The following is a 20,220-nucleotide window of genomic DNA, read 5'->3' as shown; positions in this document are numbered from 1 at the left end:
CTTTTCATGGTTTTTTGCCGTTTAAAATGTCGCCGTTGCCTCAGCATTATTTGGTCTATATCCTTTTGAAAAATAAGACATAAGTATAAATAGACCAATGTCTAATAGAGAGCAAAGCTGTATACAAACCATACTTTTGCGACACGCATCACTGAAATGGGAAGTATTTATGTGCAGCCAACCGACAACTTATAAAGTGCCAGAATCGATTGCTTCCAACGCGTTGATTAACGACGACAAATATAAACGCATGTATCAGGAGTCTATTGTCAATCCTGAAGGCTTTTGGCGTGAACATGGCAAACGTATTGATTGGATTAAACCTTACAGCAAAATCAAACAGACTTCGTTTGATGATCATAACCTGTCTATTCAATGGTTTTATGACGGCACACTCAATGCCTCAGTGAACTGTGTCGATCGTCATCTGGCACAACACGCCGACAAAGTGGCAATCATCTGGGAAGGCGATGATGCCAAAGAACAGCGTACCCTCACCTACGGCCAACTGCATACCGAAGTCTGTAAGTTTGCCAATGCCTTGCGCAGTCAAGGCGTACGCCGTGGCGATGTTGTGACTATGTATATGCCAATGGTGCCAGAAGCTGCCGTTGCCATGTTGGCGTGTGCCCGCATCGGCGCCATTCATTCGGTGGTGTTTGGCGGCTTTTCACCGGATTCTATTGCCTCACGTATCAAAGATGGCAAATCCAAAGTGGTGCTGACTGCTGATGAAGGCGTACGTGGCGGCCGCAACATTCCGCTGAAGCGTAACATCGATGAAGCATTAACCCATGCCGATGTCACCACCGTAGAAAAAGTGATTGTGCTGCAACGCACTGGCAACTCCATTGATTGGGTAGAAGGACGCGATATCTGGTGGCATTCATTAACCGAAACCGCCTCCGAATTTTGTGAGCCAGAAGAGATGGGCGCTGAAGACCCGTTGTTCTTGCTGTATACCTCAGGTTCAACGGGCAACCCGAAAGGCGTGTTACACACCACCGGCGGCTACATGGTGTACGCCTCCATGACCCACGAATATGTATTTGATTACAAACCGGGTGAGGTTTACTGGTGTACCGCCGATGTGGGTTGGATCACCGGCCACAGCTACATGGTGTATGGACCGCTGGCAAACTGCGCCACCGTGTTGATCCACGAAGGGGTGCCCAACTCCCCTAGCCCAGCTCGCTTAGGTGAAATGATTGACCGCCATAAAGTGAACATTCTTTATACCGCGCCGACGCTGATCCGCGCCCTCATGGCAGAAGGCAAAGAGCAATTTGCCAAATATAAAGGTGATTCACTGCGTATTATGGGCTCAGTGGGTGAGCCGATTAACCCTGAAGCATGGCGTTGGTACCACGAAGTGATCGGCCATGAGCAATGCCCGATTGTGGATACTTGGTGGCAAACAGAAACCGGCGGCATTTTGATTACGCCGCTGCCAGGCGCAACCGATACTAAACCCGGATCGGCGACTCGCCCATTCTTTGGCGTGCAGCCAGCATTGGTTGATAACACCGGCACAATTTTGGAAGGTGCGACCGAAGGTAACTTAGTGATCCTCGATTCTTGGCCCGGCCAAATGCGTACCGTTTATGGTGACCATGAACGCTTTGCCCTAACCTACTTTAAAACCTTCCACGGCATGTACTTTACTGGCGATGGCGCCCGCCGTGATGAAGATGGTTATTACTGGATCACTGGTCGTGTGGACGATGTAATTAACGTGTCTGGTCACCGCTTGGGTACTGCCGAAATTGAGAGTGCCTTAGTGGCACACGATATGGTGGCCGAGGCTGCAGTGGTGGGGTATCCGCACGACATTAAAGGCCAAGGCATTTACGCCTATGTGACGTTAAATAAAGGCACAGAGCCTTCTGAAGCGTTGCGCCAAGAGTTACGCCAATGGGTTCGCAAAGAGATTGGTGCGTTAGCAACACCAGACTTAATCCAGTGGGCCACCGGCCTGCCAAAGACCCGTTCAGGTAAGATTATGCGTCGCTTCTTGCGTAAAATTGCCGCCAACGAGATTACCAATTTGGGCGATTCTTCAACACTGGCAGATCCAGGGGTGATTGATACGCTGATTGAGACACGTTTGAACCGCGCCGAATAAGCTAACACGGCAACGACAGACACAAAAAACCCCTGTTCGTCAGGGGTTTTCTTTTAGCGCTTATTCGCACAAGTAACTACGTGAGTATTAGGCTTTCAGCATGTCACTGACCTCTTGATCAAAGAGATTTTTGATCAGGCCAGAAAATTCACTGATGAAATGGATCTGCTCGGTGGTCGCATGTTGATTAGCCATTTTACCCAGCACTTCTTCCAAGTCGTACACCACCGCATCAATTTCACGGATCACCGTATTACGCTGGCTGAATGATAACTCCGGATTCTGGCCACAGATCATGATAATTTGCGCCGCTAACTGCTCTTCAAACAACTCCAGCACAGTATTTTCACCGGGGTTGGCCCCGACGTTGGTAAACAATCCCAAATTTTCACTTAAGTATTGGATCAGATGGGCATATCCGTCTTTATCTGTAACCATGTCACCTACTCACTGAGTATTGTTGTCGCCAAATACGAATTAGCATTTAGACTAATAGAATCAAGGCCATTATGAAACAATAAAAGCGTAACACATTGATCAAGCATTGGCTTGTTGGGCTATTTCTGCAGCAACAATGAGAAACTCATCGGCACCATCGCCGCAATACTGTCTAAGCTACTCAACTGCGCCAGCTTATGTAGTCCGTTAGTGTAACCGAATGTCGCCAGATCCAGCACCACAGGCCGCGCATTGGTCACCCAAATCTGCTCAGCACTGAGTTTGACCACATTGAGTTCCAAAGCCAACATTTGCTGCACACCATGCAATTGTAGCTTGGCGGGCAGCGATAACGACACCACCTGCGCCAGCGGCAAATCTGCCAGCCATTGTTCGGCCACTGCCGCGGTCAACGTCGCCTGCGGATATTTCGCCACTTCAAACAACACATCTCGTAGCAACTGATTGCGGTGCTCGACACCAGAAACCACTGACGCTAGCTCAATCACCAGCGAAAACTGTCCTTGCGGTGTCAGCGTAGCTGAAGCGATTGAGAACTTATGCACCTCAGCAATATGCTGTGCTTTAGTGGATATCGCATAAACAGTGGAATGTTCGGGAACGAATTGCCAATTAGCCCAACTGGACATACTGGTAAGGAGTAGCGCGACAGACAACAGCCATTTGGTGAACATAGCAAGCCTCTGCTTTGACGTGCCGAAAATCTGGCCATGAACTGATAATTTAAACCTAGTTCAGCACATCGAGGCTTGCAACTTGATTTGTCCGTTATGGTGCTAAACGGTCAATTGTCCAACCTTGTTCAGCGTCACGGCTATAAAGGAAGCGGTCATGGAGACGTTTTTCACCGCCTTGCCAAAATTCGATGCTGTCGGGCACGACGCGGAAACCGCCCCAAAATGACGGCACCGGCACATCGCCTTGGGCAAATTTGTTTTTCATCTCTAAAAACTTAGCTTCGAGCACTTGGCGAGCGGAAATTTTGCTCGATTGCTGCGACACCCAAGCCGCAATCTGGCTATCTTTAGGACGAGAGAGGAAGTATTTCAACACTTCGGCAGTTGATAACTTAGTGGCGTGACCAGAAACGGCCACTTGTCGCTCCAGCGCATGCCACGGAAACAGCAAACTCACGGCACTATTGTGCTCAATCTGCTGCGCCTTGCGGCTACCGAGGTTGGTGAAGAAGACAAAGCCTTGTTCATCAAAGCGTTTCAGCAACACGATGCGCTGAAATGGGCGCTGCTGGCTGTCAACCGTCGCCACCACCATGGCGGTAGGATCAACTAATTGCGCGTCGCATGCCTGCTGCATCCAGCGCTCAAACAAACTAAAAGGTTCGCTGGGCAAATCCCCACGGCGTAAGCCACCTTGGGTATATTCACGCCGAATGTCGCTTAAGTCAGACATGCTGTAATTCTCCGCTACAGAATGGTTTCAATTATAGCCGCGTAGGCAATAGGTACTCGTGCTCACAGCGTTGGTAATGACTAAAACTGAGTTCATAACCTTGCTCTAAGGTCATGTTGCTCAACCCTAAACGGTGATTGGCCGGAAAGCCGAGGGTATTGGCGGGCGAGTTGAAGCCGATAATATCCCAACTGCCCGGCTGCAACGCATGTAACAACGCAGCAAACAGTTCGCTATGCTGACCGGTCAGCGCCAGATTGGTTTCAAAACTCACATAGGAGGTATCTTCCTGCGGCGTTACGTGAATAGTGAAATACTCTTTGCCGCGAATACCGTTGACCGAGTAGCCAAATGGCTCAAACAGGAAATCATCAATGGCAAAATCGCCGAGTAAGCTACTCAACTGCAACCGCTGACGGATCTGTTCAATCTTTTGTCCGGTGGAACGCAGGTAATCCGCCGTGTCACCACTGATGTGATACATCAGCAGCTCATTGGTGATGTCACTCGGGTCAGCTTGGTAAGGTTTATCGGTGTAAAAGATGTAATGATGGTGCGAATCAAGATGACCAACACGATAAGCATGACCACTGATTTTTTGGCGCAGTAGTTTGAGATCATCTTCAAACGAGGAGGTTTGCAGATGGGCCAAATACTCGTTTTTACGCTGATAGCTCAAAAACGCCACAGCATCGGTACCTAAGGTATCAATAAAATGTGTCGCCGCATGCACTAAGGTGGTGGTGCCGCAGGTCAACATTAAAAAATGGTTGTCCCACACAAATAAACTGGACTCACTCAGCAGGTAGGCGTCGCAGTCATCATTACTTACGCTGGATAAAATTTCCGCATGAGCCTTGCCTACCATGGTTTCCCAAAAAGGTCGTCCCAACGAGCGTAGTGATGGCGTTTCTGGTGTCACTATGAGTTCTATTTTTTTTTCTGAACCTTCAAAAAACATCTTTCATACCTGATGGGGCTGCCGTGGCAGCCCCTTTTATTTAACAAAATCTCTGTTAAGCAAAGTCTTCTAGGTAGGTGTAACCTTTGATACCTAGGTGCAGCTCTTCCAAAATCGCGGCGCGTTCATCTTCCTCGATATGGGTATTGACCAGTTCTTCGTAGGTGCGCATAAACGACACCGCATCCAAGTTAACATAGCGCAATACATCTGCCACGGTATCGCCTGCCAGCACAGTTTCAATACTTGGCAAACCATTTTCATCCACTCGAACAACCGCAGAGTTGGTGTCACCAAACAGGTTGTGCAGATCACCCAAAATCTCTTGATAAGCGCCAACCAAGAAGAAGCCGAGCAGATATGGGCTTTCGCTGTTCCATGCTGGCACTGGCAAGGTAGTTTCAATCCCTTGACCATCCACGTATTGATCGATAGTACCGTCCGAGTCACAGGTGATGTCCAGCATGACCGCACGGCGCTCTGGCGCTTTGTCCAAACCGCTCAGTGGCAATACCGGGAACACTTGATCGATACCCCAAGCATCTGGCAACGATTGGAACAACGAGAAGTTGACAAAGAACTTATCCGCCAGTTTCTCGTTCAGCTCATCAATGATGGGACGATGGTAACGGTTTTTGGCACTCATACGGCCTTGCAGTTCATGACAAACGCGCAGATTAGTCTGTTCTGCCCAGGCACGTTGCTCAAGGGTCAGTTGGCCCAAAGCAAACAATGAATGCGCTTCAGCTAAGTCTGATTGGGTATCGTGGAAGATTTCAATCAAGGCACGAGAATCACCGCGTTCGCTGATGTCAGACCAAGACTGCCACATGTTGTGCAACAGTTGTGGCGCCTCTTCTTCTGGCTCGGTAATCTGCTCTGGTGCATAGGCTTCAGTGCCGATAACGTCAGCGATCAATACCGCGTGGTGCGCCGTCAGATAACGACCAGATTCGGAGATCAAACGTGGAACCGGTTGTTCGTATTCAGCACACACATCAGCCAAGGTGCTAACGATGTTGTTGGCGTACTCTGTCAAACCGTAGTTCATTGAGTTGTTACTTTGGCTACGGGTACCGTCGTAATCCACCGCCAAACCACCACCGACGTCGAAACAATCGATCTTGGCGCCCAGTTTACGCAGTTCACAGTAGAAACGTGCCGCTTCGCCTACCCCATGACGGATATCGCGAATGTTGGCGATTTGCGAACCTAAGTGGAAGTGCAGCAGTTGCAGTGAATCGAGCATATTGTTTTCTTTCAGCTCGTCGATCACTTTCAACACTTGTGCCGCAGACAAACCGAATTTGGATTTTTCACCACCACTGGCTTGCCATTTACCTTTGCCTTGGAACGCCAAACGCGCACGCAGACCTAGGCGTGGGGTTACACCCAGCTCAGCCGCTTCGCGCAGAACGATTTTCAGCTCTGACATTTTTTCTAGCACGATGTAGACCTTGTGGCCTAATTTCTCACCGATCAACGCCAGACGAATATATTCTTTATCTTTGTAACCGTTACAGACGATCACTGAGCTAGCTTTTTGTGCCATGGCCAATACGGCCATCAACTCAGGCTTACTACCCGCTTCCAACCCAAGTTGTGGCACAACTTTGCTTTTTTGGCTCGCCAGAATCTCTTCTACTACGGCTTGTTGTTGGTTTACTTTGATGGGATAGACCAACAGATAATCTGCGCCGTATTCATAACGTTCAATGGCTTGGTTGAACGCTTGGCACAGGTTATCTACTCGCTGACACAGAATTTGTGGAAAACGCACCAGCACCGGCATGCTTACGCCCGCCTTAACCATGTCTTTCGCTAATTCGTTCAGGCTAATCCGACTGTTAGGGTTAGAAGGATCGGGTGAAACCGTCACCTCACCGCCGTCGTTTACGCCGTAAAATCCCTGACTCCAGTACGCAACGTTGTATCCGTTACGGGCATCATCAATTGACCAATCACTCATTATATTCAGCCTGTGATAGTGGTTATTCGGTAACTGTCAGCGCAGACGCTACCGCTTGTTGAATGTAAGCAGGCAAAGCAAAGCTTGCCTGATGTAAAGCTGGCGTATAGAAACGGGTCGCCAGCCCTGCCCGTGTAAATCTTAGTTGTAATTCATCTAAGCTAACAGACTTGGCCATCTGGTTATCTGTTGCCCAAACAAACGCCATATTGCCGCCGATGTAAGTAGGCACAGCGGTCATATAGAAGGTGCAATCCGTCACGTAAGAGTGCATACGGCGTACGGTATTGCTGATCTCATCTGGCTGTAAAAACGGCACGCCGTTTTGTGCCACAAAAATGCCATTGGGTGCTAACAGCCGTTGGCAGTTTTGGTAAAACTCAGAACTAAACAGCACCTCGCCCGGGCCAACGGGATCAGTACAGTCTGAGATAATGACATCAAACTGTTCATTACACTGACGGACAAACTCAAGTCCGTCTTGGATCGTCAAGTTCAGCCGCGGATCATCAAACGCCCCGGCTGAGTGATTCGGGAAATAGGTCTGGCACATCTCAATCACTGAGGCGTCAATTTCGACCATAGTGATCGACGTTAGCTCACGGTGTTTTGCCACTTCACGTAAAATACCGCCATCACCACCGCCAATAATCAATACCTTTTTCGCCTGTCCATGAGCTAATAACGGCACGTGCGTCAGCATCTCATGGTAAATAAATTCATCGCGTTCCGTGGTTTGAATGGCACCATTGAGCGCCATCACTCGCCCAAGACTCTTGGTCTCAAAAATGCTCAAATGCCACTGTTCAGTCCGCTGCTCAAACAGCACATGTTCAACTTCAAAATATTGGCCGTAGCCTTGGTGGAGCGTTTCGTAGTAGATCACTTTGTCTTGCATTTAACTCGTCCGGAACCGGATTAAAAAGAAAACGGATAAACCCCAGTGACTTTCTGCATGAAAGACCGGGTAAAGTGTGTCGCGCCAGCGACAGATTAGCGGGTATTGTTGGCCTCTTCGCGGCCAGAATTAATGCGGATAAGAATGAGGTGCTTCAAGCTAGTGTCATCGTAATGACCGCCGACAGCTACCAGGTTTTCTGGCACTTTTCGGTAAAGTGCTGCAAATAAATGGTTGTGCATTAGCTAAAGACCCTCTTAACCCCGTACGATTGAAACCACACGAATACGGTTAATGACTCATAAACCATAAAACCTAATAACCCAGAGTTAGACTCGCAGTCTAACCACCCTAAAACCGCGCAATTAAACCTTGCTGAGACCAAGAAATCAAGCATGAATCTTGCTGATAACGAGGCTTTTTACAGCACATACCAACATGTAATGACTGTGCGCGATTTAACATCCAAAAATACTACATAAATTCAGCGCGTTAATCAAAGAACACTGAATAAGCATTCAGCTGATTACGCCAATGAACTTAAACGCTGATCAGTCAAATTCTCAGCACCGCTAAGCATCACATTACGTTATAATCGCCGCAAATGACTTTCTTTGATGGAATCCCCATGGTCGAACTCGGAAAAACTTGCCGCCTGCCAGTCGTTAAACAGGTGGAATTTGGCGTCTACTTAAATGCTGATGCACTGGGTCAAGTGCTGCTGCCACGCAAGTACGTGCCAGAAAACTGTGCAATCGGCGATGAAGTCGAAGTATTTATCTACTTGGACTCGGAAGACACCCCGATTGCCACCACTCGTAAACCCTTGGCAGAAGTCGGCCAATTTGCCTATCTGCAAACTATCGCCACCGGTGCTTATGGCGCCTTCCTCGATTGGGGCTTAGATAAAGACCTGCTCTTACCTTTTGCTGAACAACGGCAAAAAGCGGAAGAAGGCCGTAGCTATTTGGTATACGTGCATGTTAACCGTGCCGATGAACGCATTGTGGCATCAGCCAAAATTGATAAGTTCATCGATAAAACCCCGGCGCACTATCGTAATGGTGAGCAAGTTGAAGTGATTATCGCTGGTAAATCCGATCTCGGTTTCAAGGTGATCGTTAATCAGCAACACTGGGGCGTCATTCATAACAGCGATGTGTTCCGCAACTTGCGCTACGGCCAAACCGTAAAAGCCTTTATCAAGCAAGTTCGCGCTGACGGCAAACTCGATGTCGCCCTGCAACAAGGTGGTAAACAAGAGTTAGATAAACAGTCACAACTGATCCTTAAACGCCTGAAACAAGCTAATGGCTTTTTGCCGTTTAGCGATAAAACCGCGCCAGAAGTGATTTACGCCGAGTTAGCCATGAGCAAAAAAGCCTTTAAAAAGGCGATTGGCGGCTTATATAAAGCCGGCGAAATTACCATCAGCGACGATGGTCTGCACGCAGCCAAATAATACTAACAACATTCAAGGAGTATGAATGAAACTCACTGCGAACGAAGCTCGAGTCATTGGTTGTTTGTTGGAGAAAGAAACCACCACTCCCGAACAGTATCCGTTGTCACTGAATGCGTTAACCTTGGCCTGCAATCAAAAAACCAGCCGCGAACCGGTGATGTCACTGTCGGAAGCCGAAGTGCTCGACACCATCAGCTTGTTGGAGCAGCAACGCTTAGTGACTGAGGTTAGCGGCTTTGGCAGTCGCGTCAGCAAATACCAGCATCGCTTCTGTAATACTGAATTTTCGGATTTACAGTTCTCGCTGGCAGAGCGCGCTATCATCTGTGTCATGCTGCTACGCGGTCCACAAACCGCGGGTGAGTTACGCACCCGCTGCCAGCGTTTGTTTGAATTTGGCGATCTCGCCCAGGTGGAACAAACGCTGAGCAAGATGCTGGATAACGGCTGGTTAGTGCAACTTGCCAAAGAAGCGGGTAAACGCGAACAACGCTTTGCGCATACCTTTTGTGAAGTTGACGCAACCATCAGTGACATTCCGTTTGTCGCTAGCACGGCTGCGCCGTCATCGGCACTGGAACAACGAGTTGAGCAACTTGAGCAACAAGTCGCCGAGTTGCAACAGCAATTAGCCACCCTACTCAACCGTTAACCCGCAGCAATTTAAAAGGACGACAATGAACCAAGCCACGGAGTTACACAGTTCAACGGTCAGGCAAATCAGCTTGATTGCCACTACGGAAGTGCGCCGCCTACTCAGTCAAACCAAAGGGCTCGTTACCTTAGCTGCCTATGTGATGCTGTGGTTGCTCATTTTGCTGTTTTTGGTGCGTGATGCCGTGAACCTGATGCTGCATCCCGACGCCAAAGATATCGTCATGCAAGTGTTAGGCGAAGGTGCCATGAGCAACTTGTTCAATTGGCCGGTGGAAGAGTTTGCCATGTATTGGGTATTTGCACTGGGGCTACAACCTATGTTTGCCATTCTGCTCGGTGCGGGGCAATTTGCCGATGATATCCAACGCGGCACCTTCCGTTTTCTCAGCTTACATGCCAGCCGCATCGCATTATTTTTCGGCCGCTTTTTAGGGGCGATGGCAGTAATGGCATTACTGAGCGGCGCGACAAGCTTAGTGACGATGGTGATGGCTATGGTGCGTGATATTCATCTTGCGCTGCCCGCCGTGATTTGTGGCCTACAAGTGTGGCTGGTGATTTTGCTGATGTTACTGCCGTACGTTGCACTAATGTCTTTGCTGTCAGTAATTGCCAGTAGCAGTAAACAGGCGGTGCTTTACTCGGTATTGTTTTTCACTGGGTTGTCATTGCTGGTGTGGTTGGCAGACGTCACCGTCGCGCCGTTGGCTTACCTTGAATATGTGATGCCAGGCACTGAGACACAACAGCTCATGGGCGTGATGCCAACCCAAGCGCCAATCTTCCTTAAAGTCGCGCTAATACAAACCGTGGCATTCTTAGCCCTTGGATTTTATGCTTTTAAACGGAGCGACGTATGAGCCTGATAAAATGCCAACAGCTTAGCCGCCGTTACGGTAGCCACCTCGCACTAGATAATATCAACCTCGATTTAACCACTGGCCAACCAATCGCTTTAGTTGGTCCCAACGGCGCCGGTAAAACCACGCTGTTTAGCTTGCTGTTGGGTTATATTCATCCCAGCGCGGGCAGCATTGAAGTGTTTGGCCTGCCGCCGGGACATCCACAACTGCGCAGTAAAATCGGTGCTTTGCCACAAGATGCGAAGCTCGATCCCGATTTTACCCTTGAGCAGCAACTGAGTTTGTTCGCCCAACTGCGCGGCATGTCGGCCAAAGCAGCCAAACAAGAAGCGTTGCGAGTGCTGACATTGGTAGATCTCGCTGATTCACTCAAGCAGAAACCCACTACGTTAAGCCACGGCATGAGTAAACGCGTCGCGATTGCCCAAGCCTTGATTGGCGAACCAGAGCTGATTTTACTGGATGAACCGACTGCTGGGATTGACCCCGCCAACGCGCGGCTGATCCGCGACCTCATCAGTAAACTCTCTGACCGCACCACCTTTGTGGTGAGTTCACATAACCTCGATGAGTTAGAGCGACTGTGTGATCAAGTGGTGTTTTTAGAGCGCGGCCAAGTGAAACAACAGGTATCGCTGTCGGCCACAACCGAAACGCAATACTTCACCTTGCAGTTACAAGCGGTGGACGATCAAACCGTGCTGTCGGTGTTGCGACAATTGCCTGATGTGTTGCAAGTGAATGTGGCAAGCCAACACGCCTTTGTGATTGAGTATCAGCCATCAGCGACAGCGTTAGATGTTGCACTACTGCAACTGTGTCATCAGCAAGGATGGCGCTACCGCTTATTGCTTAATGGCCGCTCATTGGAAGACACCTTGTTTGCCCAATAAGTCGGACACACGGTGCTGTATTCGTACTGACAGCACCGTGTGTAACGCTAAACTCAATTGCTGTTTTATTCCTCACTGTGGCAGTGATAGCCGCAGCACATTGACAATACTTACAGGATGTTAGCCATTGTTGACCTTTGCTCATGTCAGTCATAGCTTTGCGCAGCAGCATTTGTTTGCTGATCTCAACATGCAATTTTCCGCGCCGCGGATTCAGCTGTATGGTGCCAATGGCAGCGGCAAAACTACCCTGTTATTACTGGCGGCGGGATTACTCACTCCCAGCTCAGGCCAAGTATTGTTTGAACAACAAAACGTGTTGCAACCCACGGCTAAACAGCAGATCGGCATCAGCGCCAGTAAAATCCAGTTACCCGAATTTATGTCGGCACAGGCGTTACTCAATTTTCATTGCCACCAACACCAATGCCCTGTGGATGCAGTGCTGATTGACCAGTTAGCGCTGACACCATTTCTCCATACCAAAATTGCCGATTTATCTTTAGGGAATTATAAAAAGTTAAGCCTGCTCACTGCGCTATTGCATCAACCGAGATTACTGCTATTGGATGAACCATTTAATGGCTTAGATGAAGCAAGCCGTCAGGTCTTGCTGCAGTTGTTGGATGAGTATCCCGGCCAAGTCATTTTGGCAAGCCACGAACCTTTAGCGCTGCAGCACGCCCCACTACAGCAGATAGCGATTGAGCAACTCAAGGGGATGGCTGCTTGAACTATTGGCAATTCCGCCTCAGTTGCTATCGCCATGAACTGACGCAACTGTTAGCTCAGCTCAAACAACTGAGTCTAGGATTGGTGAACCTTTTTCCGCTCGCCATGCCCGCCTTGGTGATGATGCCACTGGTGGTACTGGCATTACTCGCCGATCCGCAAACACCAGCACGCCAATACCTAACGGCGCTATGGGCCTATCAACTATTGCTACATAGCTGGCTACTATTGCAGCAAAAAGCCATTAAAGCACAGAAAGTTAGCGACTATGTCGCCAGCCTACCGGTGAGTAAAGGCCGCCAACGCATGACAGAGCTAGGTTTAATTCTCTATGCCGCGCATCTGCTGCTGTTAGCGCCATGGCTGATGTTGTTCGGATTGTTGCTTCGACATGCAAGCCATCTTATATCTCAGCCAATACTCGTCAGTCTAAGCCAATTTTTGCCCATTTTTACGCTAGCATTGCTATCGCTGTACTACAGTTGGGCAGCAGTGTATCGCCGCTATCCTTGGTTGAGTTTATTGCTAGCACCGTTGTTGATGTTGCCATTTGCCAGTGAGCTAACGGTGGCTCAGCTCGTTGGCATCTGGCTGTTGGTTATTGCGGTTGAACAACTGATGACATTCCATCAATTACCGCAAGTAAATCAGCCTCGGGGGGTAGTACAACTGCAACTAGCGGCAGACTTAACCACACCGAAAGCACAATTGCTGCGGCTGGTAATGCTATTGCTGCTATTGATGCTTGCCGATAATTTTCTGCGCTATAGCAGCGAGGTTGCCCAACCTTATATCAGTAGCTTTTTCAGCCTACTCATGGGCATATGCTAGGGGCTGTTTATCTTTGCTGGTTGTTTTTGCAGCAGACAGAGCGTGATTTAGGCAAGGCAGGTGATGTGCCGTGTAGTTATTCTCCACAAACAGCACCTAACGCCGAATAAATCACGCTCTGTCGCTGCCCGAAGGGTTCATTTAAACGCCTCCTGAACTTTGTTGCCCCCAGCTTGCTTAGTTGACTAAGCGTCGCAGGCTGCGCCTCGTTCAAAACGCGTTTAATTTGAACAAAAATTAAACACTAAAGATAAACAGCCCCTAGCGACAAAACTGTTAGATGCCCTCGCCTGGCGGCAACAGTATCAGCTGTATATAGATTCCCTTGGTTTGAGCGCCAAAAGGCAAGATTGGCAAACCTTAGCCTACGTTTGGCTATACACCTTACCTATGCTGGCAATAGTTGTCTGGTTTGACCTACTAACGTTAGGTAGTTTAGGGCTGATGCTGCTGTTTTATCTGGTCACTCAGCTTGCTATATTGTGCCAGCGCCGCTACTTTCTCGCTTGGCCGATAAGTGTCGCAGTACTACTGCTGTGGTTTTGGCATTAACACCGATAACGATGAATTGGTTGCTAAATCATTTGAAGGATACCCGTAATAAAACCACGGGTAGTTAATGGAGTAACTTTTTGATTAGTTTAATTATTTTTGTTGTTTTATTGTACTTTTATTTTCGCAACAACGAAGGAGAAACTTCAGTAAAAGAAGCGTGTGCCGCCATGGTACTTTACGCGATTTACTGGAGTATTTACGTGCTTGTCCCACCCTTTGCGCCAATCTCCAGCTCTCACTTAGGCAAGCTGTTTGGCATGGTGCCCTTAGTTGCTTTAGGCGCGATTCTGTTTCCCTATTTTAATCGGCATGCACCGTTGATGGTGACGCGAGGCTTAGGCTGGATTGGATTAGCGTTTATTAGCAGTAGCTTGCTTTACAGTAAATTCGTGTTGTGGCAATAGCGCTTAGATACCGCTATAGCCAGACAACAGATAACCATCTTCCACCGCAATCAGTGGGTTAATAGTGATTTGAGCTATGCCAGCAAGCGCCTGCTGTAATTGGCTTAGTGTCGTGTTTGCTGGCAGTGGCGAGGTCACAATTTTTAGTTGGCCGATGTCACTGTAGCTCAGCTCACGCCGCACCAAAGTAAAATGGGTTGTTCCAAATCCACTCAACACCAAATTGGCCTGCTCAACATCGAGCGGGAATTCACGTTCACCGAGCAATTTAAACTGCAGATAGAGTGGATATTCAGCCAGCAGTGTCAGTATTCGGCGCCATTTGGTGTTGTTCATCAATCCCTGCATAGTATCTTTCTATCCGTATTGGACGAGTCAGAAATTCAACTCATCCTGCCGTCCGGTATTGAACCATCATACTTGCTGCAATTGGTTGAGAATACGTTTCTCTGAAATCGGATATGCCGTTCCCAATGTTTGCGCAAAGCAACTAACGCGGTATTCCTCAATCATCCAACGGACGTTGGCTAGTGCTTCTGGCACTGGCTGTGATTTGGGGAGTTTAGCCAACGTCGCTTTGTACTCTTCGGTCACGTTCTGAATACTCAGTAGATGCAGTTTATCGCGGTTTGGATCGACCGGTAGCTTATCTAAGCGCATTTCAATCGCCTTCAAGTAACGGTTGAGATCATCGAGCTTTTGCCAGCCTGTGGCCTCGACAAACCCTTTAAACACAAGACTATCGAGATGAGCTTGAATGTCACTCATGGCAAAGGCGATATCGAAACTGATTTTGCCTTTTAAGCGTTTGCGAATACGTTGGTGCGCAGTCAACACGGCTTCCACTTTCAACGAAATCTGCTCGGCGGCGCTGTTGAGATCTTGCCGTACCGCATCACGCGCGGCCTCAAACTGCGCTGGCGTACGCACATCTAGCGCTTGTTGATCCAGAATCATCTGAATCGCAGCATCGATAATGTCATCAATCAGCAATTGCACTTGGCCGAACGGGTTAAAGTACATCGCCAGCTTGGCTTTGTTCGGCAAGGCCTGTTGCAGATGTTTTACAGGTGATGGGATGTTCAGCAACAGCAGTTTGCGTACACCTTGGCGGTGCTGAGTTTGTGCTTGCTGTTCATCATCAAACAGCTTGATGGCAACATCACTGCCCTCGTCCACCAGCGCCGGGTACGCCTTAACTTGGTAGTTGCCCCGCTTGCGCTGATATTCACTGGGCAAGTCACCAAAGCTCCATTCGGTCAGTGATGTTTGCTCAATGCCCTCATCGGCGACTTGGCGAATAGCGTGTTTCACCTGCCCTTGCAGCTTGGCTTTTAAGCCATCCAAATCGCGGCTTTGGGCGATCAGTTTGCCCTTGTCGTCCTCAACCTTAAAGTTCATCCGCAGATGCAACGGAATGCTGGCGATATCGTAATCTTCCGCCGCGACTTTGGTGCCGCTCATACGCAACAAGCGATAACTGAGCGACTCGAGCAACGACTGTTCAAATGGCTGCATCGCTTGCACGCAGGCTTTGGCATAATCTGGCGCTGGCACAAAGTTACGCCGTAACGGCTTTGGCAGCGCGCGGATCAGTGCCACGCATTTCTCTTCCCGTAGACCGGGCACTAGCCAATCAAAATCTCTATCTTCGACTTGGTTGAGCAGCGCCACCGGAATATGCAGCGACACACCGTCGTCTTCTTCCCCCGGCTCAAAACGGTAACTCAGCGGCAAGCGCAGGTTGTCTTGCTGCCACACATCGGGGAAGTCCAGCGCCGATACGTGGGTATCGTCACGCTGCATCAGCAAAGCGCGGTCAAAGTTCAATAACGCTGGTGTGTCGCGGCTCGCCGCTTTCCACCAGCGATTGAACAACGGCAGATTATAGATGCCCTCTGGCACCCGTTCGTCGTAGAAGGCAAACAGTACATCCTCATCCACCAAAATATCGCGGCGACGAGACTTGTGTTCTAACGTTTCCACCTCTTCTAACAACTTCAAGTTGCTGTGGAAGAACTTATCACGCAGCTTCAGCTGCCCTTCGGCAAGGCCGCTACGAATGAATATCTCGCGTGCTTGTACCGGATCAATCGGGCCAAACTGTACTCGGCGACGGTTAACGACCGTCAAGCCATACAGCACTTGGTTTTCAAAGGCGATAACCGCGCCCTGTTTGGCTTCAAAATGCGGTTCGTTATGCTGTTTTTTGATCAAATGCGCGCCAAGATGCTCGAGCCACTCAGGTTCAATCGACGCTACACTGCGGGCAAATAAGCGCGAGGTTTCGGTCAGCTCCGCCGCCATCAACCATTTCGGGCCTTTCTTCGCCAGCGGTGAACCGGGGAAAATAAAGAAACGGCGGTTACGGGTGCCGAGATATTCGTTGTTGGCATCTTTAAACCCGATTTGGCTCAACAGGCCTGACAGCAAAGCTTGGTGCAGCTGTTCGTAATTGGCAGGTTCGCTGTTCAAACGCCATTTCAAGTCATGCACACTTTGGCGCAGCTGAGCGTATAAATCTTGCCATTCACGAATACGCAGATAAGCAAGAAACTCCTGTTTCACCTGTTTACGGAACTGACTCCCAGACAGCTCACGTTGCTGCTCTTTGAGGTAATCCCAAAGGTTCAATAAGGAGACAAAGTCAGATTTGCTATCAGCAAAGCGGCGATGGGATTCATCGGCGGCTTGCTGCTTCTCAATTGGGCGTTCACGCGGATCTTGAATCGACAACGCGGCCACGACCACCATCACTTCGTGCAAACTGCCAAGTTTATTGGCTTCCAACACCATCCGCGCCAAACGCGGGTCGACCGGAATGCTCGCCAGCTGCTGGCCCAATTTAGTCAGTTTCAGCTCGCCTTTATGGCGCCCAACCGCTTGCAGTTCTTCCAGCAGCAAGAAACCATCGCGAATATTGCGTTCGTCCGGCGGCTGAATAAAGGGGAAACCGGCAATGTCGCCCAGTCCAATCGACAACATCTGCAAGATGACCGAGGCCAAGTTGGTACGCAGAATTTCTGGATCAGTAAATTCAGGGCGATTGTTGAAATCCAGCTCATCGTACAAGCGAATACAGATACCGGGGCCGACACGGCCACAACGGCCCTGGCGCTGGTTGGCGCTGGCTTGGGAGATCGGTTCAATTGGCAAACGCTGTACTTTGGTGCGGTAACTGTAGCGACTGATGCGCGCGGTACCGGGGTCAATCACATAACGAATGCCCGGTACCGTCAGCGAGGTTTCGGCCACGTTGGTCGCTAGTACAATACGGCGGCCAATATGCGATTTGAACACTTTGGATTGTTCACCGTAAGACAGCCGCGCATACAGCGGCAGCACTTCGGTATCACGCAGTTGACGGCGGTTGAGCTGATCCGCCACATCGCGGATTTCGCGCTCACCATTGAGAAAGATTAGAATGTCGCCCGGCCCTTCGGCGTACAGTTCGTCAACGGCTTTGAAGATGCCATCAATCAAATCTAAATCGTCATCATCTTCTTGCAGCAGTGGCCGATAGCGCGTTTCTACTGGATAAGTTCGGCCGCTGACTTCAATCACTGGCGCATCATTAAAGTGCTTAGAGAAGCGATCAACATCGATGGTGGCCGAGGTGATGATAAGTTTGAGATCGGGGCGTTTCGGCAAGATCTCTTTCATGTAGCCGAGGATGAAGTCGATGTTCAAACTGCGCTCGTGCGCTTCGTCGATAATCAAACATTCATATTGTGACAGCCATTTATCGTTCGAAAGTTCTGCCAGCAAAATCCCGTCGGTCATCAGCTTGATATACGACTCTGGCGCAATCGCATCAGCAAAGCGCACTTTAAAACCGACCGCTTGACCGAGTTCGGTTTGTAACTCTTCCGCCACGCGGCTCGCCACACTACGCGCCGCCAAACGCCGCGGTTGGGTATGACCAATCAAGCCGCGCGCGCCGAGGCCGAGATCTAAACAGATTTTAGGTAACTGAGTGGTTTTACCGGAGCCGGTCTCCCCCGCGACAATCACCACTTGGTTATTGATAATGGCCGAGGCAATTTCATCACGCTTTTGTGATACGGGCAGTTCATCGGGATAACTGACTTTAGGGCGTGACGCCATACGTTGGTTAGCTTTTTCCAACGCGGCTTCGGCACGCGTGGTTAACTCCGCCAACAACTCCGCTTTTTTATCAGCGTCCTTGAGCGATTTTGATTTGAACAATTGGCGACGAATACGGGCCGCATCAGGCTGGTAACAACGGTCTAGGAATTCGCGCGACAGCGGCGACAACTTGGCGTTCAAAACTCAACATCCAGTAAAAACGAAAACGGCGATCCTACCAAGGATACGCCGTTTTGAATACTACTATGGGCTAATTCTGGCCCAGTAATCGCGCTAGACCGGTGCGGTATAACATTGTTTCATATAGCCGTTTACTGCCGACAGAATATGAAACCTATCAATTACGCCAACCACCTGCCCATGGTCTACCACCGGGTAGATTTTCGGTTTGTTGCCTAGCATCTGCTCCGCCAGTAACAGCACACTATAATCTGGCGATACCGATAATACATCGGTGCGCATGCGATCTTTTACCATGTCGGCTAAATCGCAGTAATAACTGCTTTTTAGCATGGCTCCAATACAGTCTTGTTGAGATAAGAACCCAACCAAGTGGCCATTTGCGGCCACCACTGGCGCCCCCGGCTTATGCTCTTTCAGCAACAATTCCACCGCCTCGGCAATGGTCATATCTGCGGATAGCTTTACCGGAAAGCGATCCATAAAGTCTTTGACTTTTAGTGAGTCCATGTGTCCCCCAACGAAAGCAAATGTCTCAACGTTAAGTGTAGTCGGCATTTGCGACGATGGTGGGACTTCTGCTGCCGATTACTCTTCGCGCCAGATCATCACCATCGGTTGCTCACCTCTCTTGCGGCTGGCGCGATACATGCCTTCGGTATTAAACAAGGTGGCCACGTTGCCATGTTCATCAAGCGCAATCACACCGCCACTGCCGCCAGCTTTGGCTAGACGGTTATTGATAACTTCGTCAGCGGCGGCAATGATCGACTGATGCTGATATTTCACTCGGGCGCAGATATCGCCGGTCACGTGATAGCGAATAAAGTACTCGCCGTGGCCGGTGGCCGATACGGCACACACGCCATTTTCGGCGTAAGTGCCGGCGCCAATAATCGGTGAATCTCCGATGCGACCAAAACGTTTGGCCGTCATGCCGCCCGTAGAGGTGGCCGCGGCGAGGTTGCCTTGTTTATCTAACGCAACCGCGCCGACGGTGCCAAATTTGTAATCTAAGTCGAGCGGATCAACCTTTGCTTGAAAGTCATGTTTCTCGGCGGCAGTAATCTTGGCTTTGGCATCCAGCAATTGGTTATAACGCTGTTCGGTGTCAAAACTATTGGCCGGAACTAATTTAAAGCCTTGGGTTAAGGCAAACTCTTCCGCACCACTGCCAGATAACATCACATGTTCCGATTTTTCCATCACTGCTCGCGCGAGATCGATGGGATGTTCAATATGGCTCACACCCGCCACCGCACCGGCGTTCATGGTTGCACCATCCATGATTGACGCATCCATTTCATGTTTGCCGTCCCAAGTGTAGACCGCGCCAGTGCCTGCATTAAATAACGGGCTAGATTCAAGAATGTTAATCGCGGTTTGAATGGCATCGAGGCTGGTGCCGCCTTTTTCGAGTACCGCATATCCGGCATTGACGGCTTCGGTCAGCTTAGCTTTATACGTTTTAATCTGTTCTTCGCTAAGATGCGCTTTGGAGATGGTGCCCGCACCACCATGAATAACAATAGAAAATGGCGCATCAGCAGCAAATGCCGCAGTGGAACTCATCAAAGCTAATGCGGCAACAACGGTTTTAAGCGTGGATTTCATTTTTTGCATCCCTGTTAACAACTGCCTATTTTGTAGCGACTTTTTGGAGCAATTACAATCTGTGACTTGCCTGATTATCGCATTACGGTTCACA

19 protein-coding genes are annotated in these 20,220 nt (G+C 49.4%); 9 read left to right on the top strand and 10 right to left on the bottom strand.

The window, feature by feature from the left end; genetic code table 11:
• Positions 1-169: 169 nt before the first annotated feature.
• Positions 170-2,125 carry an acetate--CoA ligase gene (gene acs, locus L9G74_RS16405; protein ID WP_238897560.1) on the top strand — a complete coding sequence of 652 codons (1,956 nt, stop codon included), beginning with the start codon at positions 170-172 and terminating at the stop codon, positions 2,123-2,125.
• 87 nt (positions 2,126-2,212) lie between these two features.
• Here acs and L9G74_RS16400 read toward each other — a convergent pair whose 3' ends face one another.
• The 6 genes from L9G74_RS16400 to speE form a co-directional block, all read right to left on the bottom strand.
• Positions 2,213-2,563 carry a DUF3802 family protein gene (locus tag L9G74_RS16400; protein ID WP_238897559.1) on the bottom strand — a complete coding sequence of 117 codons (351 nt, stop codon included), beginning with the start codon at positions 2,561-2,563 and terminating at the stop codon, positions 2,213-2,215.
• 119 nt (positions 2,564-2,682) lie between these two features.
• On the bottom strand, positions 2,683-3,258 hold the full coding sequence (locus L9G74_RS16395) for a YceI family protein (protein ID WP_238897555.1): 576 nt from the start codon (positions 3,256-3,258) through the stop codon (positions 2,683-2,685).
• Positions 3,259-3,352: 94 nt separating this feature from the next.
• A complete protein-coding gene (gene pdxH, locus L9G74_RS16390) occupies positions 3,353-3,994 on the bottom strand; it encodes a pyridoxamine 5'-phosphate oxidase (protein ID WP_238897544.1) in 642 nt (213 codons plus the stop codon).
• Between the two features lie 31 nt (positions 3,995-4,025).
• Entirely contained in the window at positions 4,026-4,955 is a 930-nt protein-coding gene (locus L9G74_RS16385; RefSeq protein WP_238897542.1) for an S-adenosylmethionine decarboxylase proenzyme, read from the bottom strand.
• A gap of 55 nt (positions 4,956-5,010) precedes the next feature.
• Positions 5,011-6,924: a biosynthetic arginine decarboxylase gene (gene speA / locus L9G74_RS16380; RefSeq protein WP_238897540.1), complete on the bottom strand. Its 1,914-nt coding sequence runs from the start codon at positions 6,922-6,924 to the stop codon at positions 5,011-5,013.
• A 22-nt stretch (positions 6,925-6,946) separates the two neighbouring features.
• The gene (speE, locus tag L9G74_RS16375; protein WP_238897538.1) at positions 6,947-7,822 is read right to left on the bottom strand and encodes a polyamine aminopropyltransferase; all 876 of its coding nucleotides are present in this window, start codon (positions 7,820-7,822) and stop codon (positions 6,947-6,949) included.
• A gap of 628 nt (positions 7,823-8,450) precedes the next feature.
• Between speE and L9G74_RS16370 the strand changes: the two genes are divergently transcribed.
• The 8 genes from L9G74_RS16370 (at position 8,451) to L9G74_RS16335 (ending at position 14,222) form a co-directional block, all read left to right on the top strand.
• A complete protein-coding gene (locus L9G74_RS16370) occupies positions 8,451-9,284 on the top strand; it encodes a CvfB family protein (RefSeq protein WP_238897537.1) in 834 nt (277 codons plus the stop codon).
• A 25-nt stretch (positions 9,285-9,309) separates the two neighbouring features.
• The gene (locus tag L9G74_RS16365; RefSeq protein WP_238897534.1) at positions 9,310-9,939 is read left to right on the top strand and encodes a YceH family protein; all 630 of its coding nucleotides are present in this window, start codon (positions 9,310-9,312) and stop codon (positions 9,937-9,939) included.
• A gap of 25 nt (positions 9,940-9,964) precedes the next feature.
• Positions 9,965-10,804: an ABC transporter permease gene (locus L9G74_RS16360; protein ID WP_238897526.1), complete on the top strand. Its 840-nt coding sequence runs from the start codon at positions 9,965-9,967 to the stop codon at positions 10,802-10,804.
• On the top strand, positions 10,801-11,700 hold the full coding sequence (locus tag L9G74_RS16355; RefSeq protein WP_238897525.1) for an ABC transporter ATP-binding protein: 900 nt from the start codon (positions 10,801-10,803) through the stop codon (positions 11,698-11,700). Before L9G74_RS16360 ends, L9G74_RS16355 begins: the two co-directional genes overlap by 4 nt.
• Before the next feature lie 127 nt (positions 11,701-11,827).
• Positions 11,828-12,433: an ABC transporter ATP-binding protein gene (locus tag L9G74_RS16350; protein WP_238897524.1), complete on the top strand. Its 606-nt coding sequence runs from the start codon at positions 11,828-11,830 to the stop codon at positions 12,431-12,433.
• Complete coding sequence (locus L9G74_RS16345) at positions 12,430-13,263, top strand: DUF6136 family protein (protein ID WP_238897522.1); 834 nt, start codon at positions 12,430-12,432, stop codon at positions 13,261-13,263. Before L9G74_RS16350 ends, L9G74_RS16345 begins: the two co-directional genes overlap by 4 nt.
• Positions 13,264-13,593: 330 nt before the next feature.
• Positions 13,594-13,815 carry a hypothetical protein gene (locus L9G74_RS16340; RefSeq protein ID WP_500142658.1) on the top strand — a complete coding sequence of 74 codons (222 nt, stop codon included), beginning with the start codon at positions 13,594-13,596 and terminating at the stop codon, positions 13,813-13,815.
• A 203-nt stretch (positions 13,816-14,018) separates the two neighbouring features.
• On the top strand, positions 14,019-14,222 hold the full coding sequence (locus L9G74_RS16335; RefSeq protein WP_238897521.1) for a hypothetical protein: 204 nt from the start codon (positions 14,019-14,021) through the stop codon (positions 14,220-14,222).
• Between the two features lie 3 nt (positions 14,223-14,225).
• Here the strand turns inward: L9G74_RS16335 and L9G74_RS16330 are convergent, their stop codons facing one another.
• The 4 genes from L9G74_RS16330 to L9G74_RS16315 all read right to left on the bottom strand — a co-directional run bounded on the left by L9G74_RS16330 (position 14,226) and on the right by L9G74_RS16315 (position 20,084).
• On the bottom strand, positions 14,226-14,558 hold the full coding sequence (locus tag L9G74_RS16330; RefSeq protein ID WP_238897519.1) for a hypothetical protein: 333 nt from the start codon (positions 14,556-14,558) through the stop codon (positions 14,226-14,228).
• Positions 14,559-14,636: 78 nt separating this feature from the next.
• Positions 14,637-18,512: an ATP-dependent RNA helicase HrpA gene (gene hrpA, locus L9G74_RS16325; protein ID WP_238897517.1), complete on the bottom strand. Its 3,876-nt coding sequence runs from the start codon at positions 18,510-18,512 to the stop codon at positions 14,637-14,639.
• Positions 18,513-18,605: 93 nt separating this feature from the next.
• Positions 18,606-19,022, bottom strand: coding sequence for a CBS domain-containing protein (locus L9G74_RS16320; protein WP_238897513.1), 417 nt, complete (start codon positions 19,020-19,022; stop codon positions 18,606-18,608).
• A gap of 78 nt (positions 19,023-19,100) precedes the next feature.
• Positions 19,101-20,084, bottom strand: coding sequence for an isoaspartyl peptidase/L-asparaginase family protein (locus L9G74_RS16315; RefSeq protein WP_438944581.1), 984 nt, complete (start codon positions 20,082-20,084; stop codon positions 19,101-19,103).
• Positions 20,085-20,220 lie beyond the last annotated feature (136 nt).

The organism is Shewanella electrica, from assembly GCF_022321485.1.
In the GTDB taxonomy this organism is placed as follows: domain Bacteria; phylum Pseudomonadota; class Gammaproteobacteria; order Enterobacterales; family Shewanellaceae; genus Shewanella; species Shewanella electrica.
This window is presented reverse-complemented; position numbering and strand designations above follow the sequence as displayed.

Bases quoted from the DNA above. Each gene is read 5' to 3' on its own strand.
- L9G74_RS16365 (WP_238897534.1), top strand. From the start codon at position 9,310: ATGAAACTCACTGCGAACGAAGCTCGAGTCATTGGTTGTTTGTTGGAG.
- L9G74_RS16385 (WP_238897542.1), bottom strand. From the start codon at position 4,955: ATGTTTTTTGAAGGTTCAGAAAAAAAAATAGAACTCATAGTGACACCA.
- L9G74_RS16395 (WP_238897555.1), bottom strand. From the start codon at position 3,258: ATGTTCACCAAATGGCTGTTGTCTGTCGCGCTACTCCTTACCAGTATG.
- L9G74_RS16330 (WP_238897519.1), bottom strand. From the start codon at position 14,558: ATGAACAACACCAAATGGCGCCGAATACTGACACTGCTGGCTGAATAT.
- L9G74_RS16320 (WP_238897513.1), bottom strand. From the start codon at position 19,022: ATGGACTCACTAAAAGTCAAAGACTTTATGGATCGCTTTCCGGTAAAG.
- L9G74_RS16400 (WP_238897559.1), bottom strand. From the start codon at position 2,563: ATGGTTACAGATAAAGACGGATATGCCCATCTGATCCAATACTTAAGT.
- L9G74_RS16370 (WP_238897537.1), top strand. From the start codon at position 8,451: ATGGTCGAACTCGGAAAAACTTGCCGCCTGCCAGTCGTTAAACAGGTG.
- L9G74_RS16315 (WP_438944581.1), bottom strand. From the start codon at position 20,084: ATGAGTTCCACTGCGGCATTTGCTGCTGATGCGCCATTTTCTATTGTT.
- L9G74_RS16360 (WP_238897526.1), top strand. From the start codon at position 9,965: ATGAACCAAGCCACGGAGTTACACAGTTCAACGGTCAGGCAAATCAGC.
- speA (WP_238897540.1), bottom strand. From the start codon at position 6,924: ATGAGTGATTGGTCAATTGATGATGCCCGTAACGGATACAACGTTGCG.
- pdxH (WP_238897544.1), bottom strand. From the start codon at position 3,994: ATGTCTGACTTAAGCGACATTCGGCGTGAATATACCCAAGGTGGCTTA.
- L9G74_RS16355 (WP_238897525.1), top strand. From the start codon at position 10,801: ATGAGCCTGATAAAATGCCAACAGCTTAGCCGCCGTTACGGTAGCCAC.
- acs (WP_238897560.1), top strand. From the start codon at position 170: ATGTGCAGCCAACCGACAACTTATAAAGTGCCAGAATCGATTGCTTCC.
- speE (WP_238897538.1), bottom strand. From the start codon at position 7,822: ATGCAAGACAAAGTGATCTACTACGAAACGCTCCACCAAGGCTACGGC.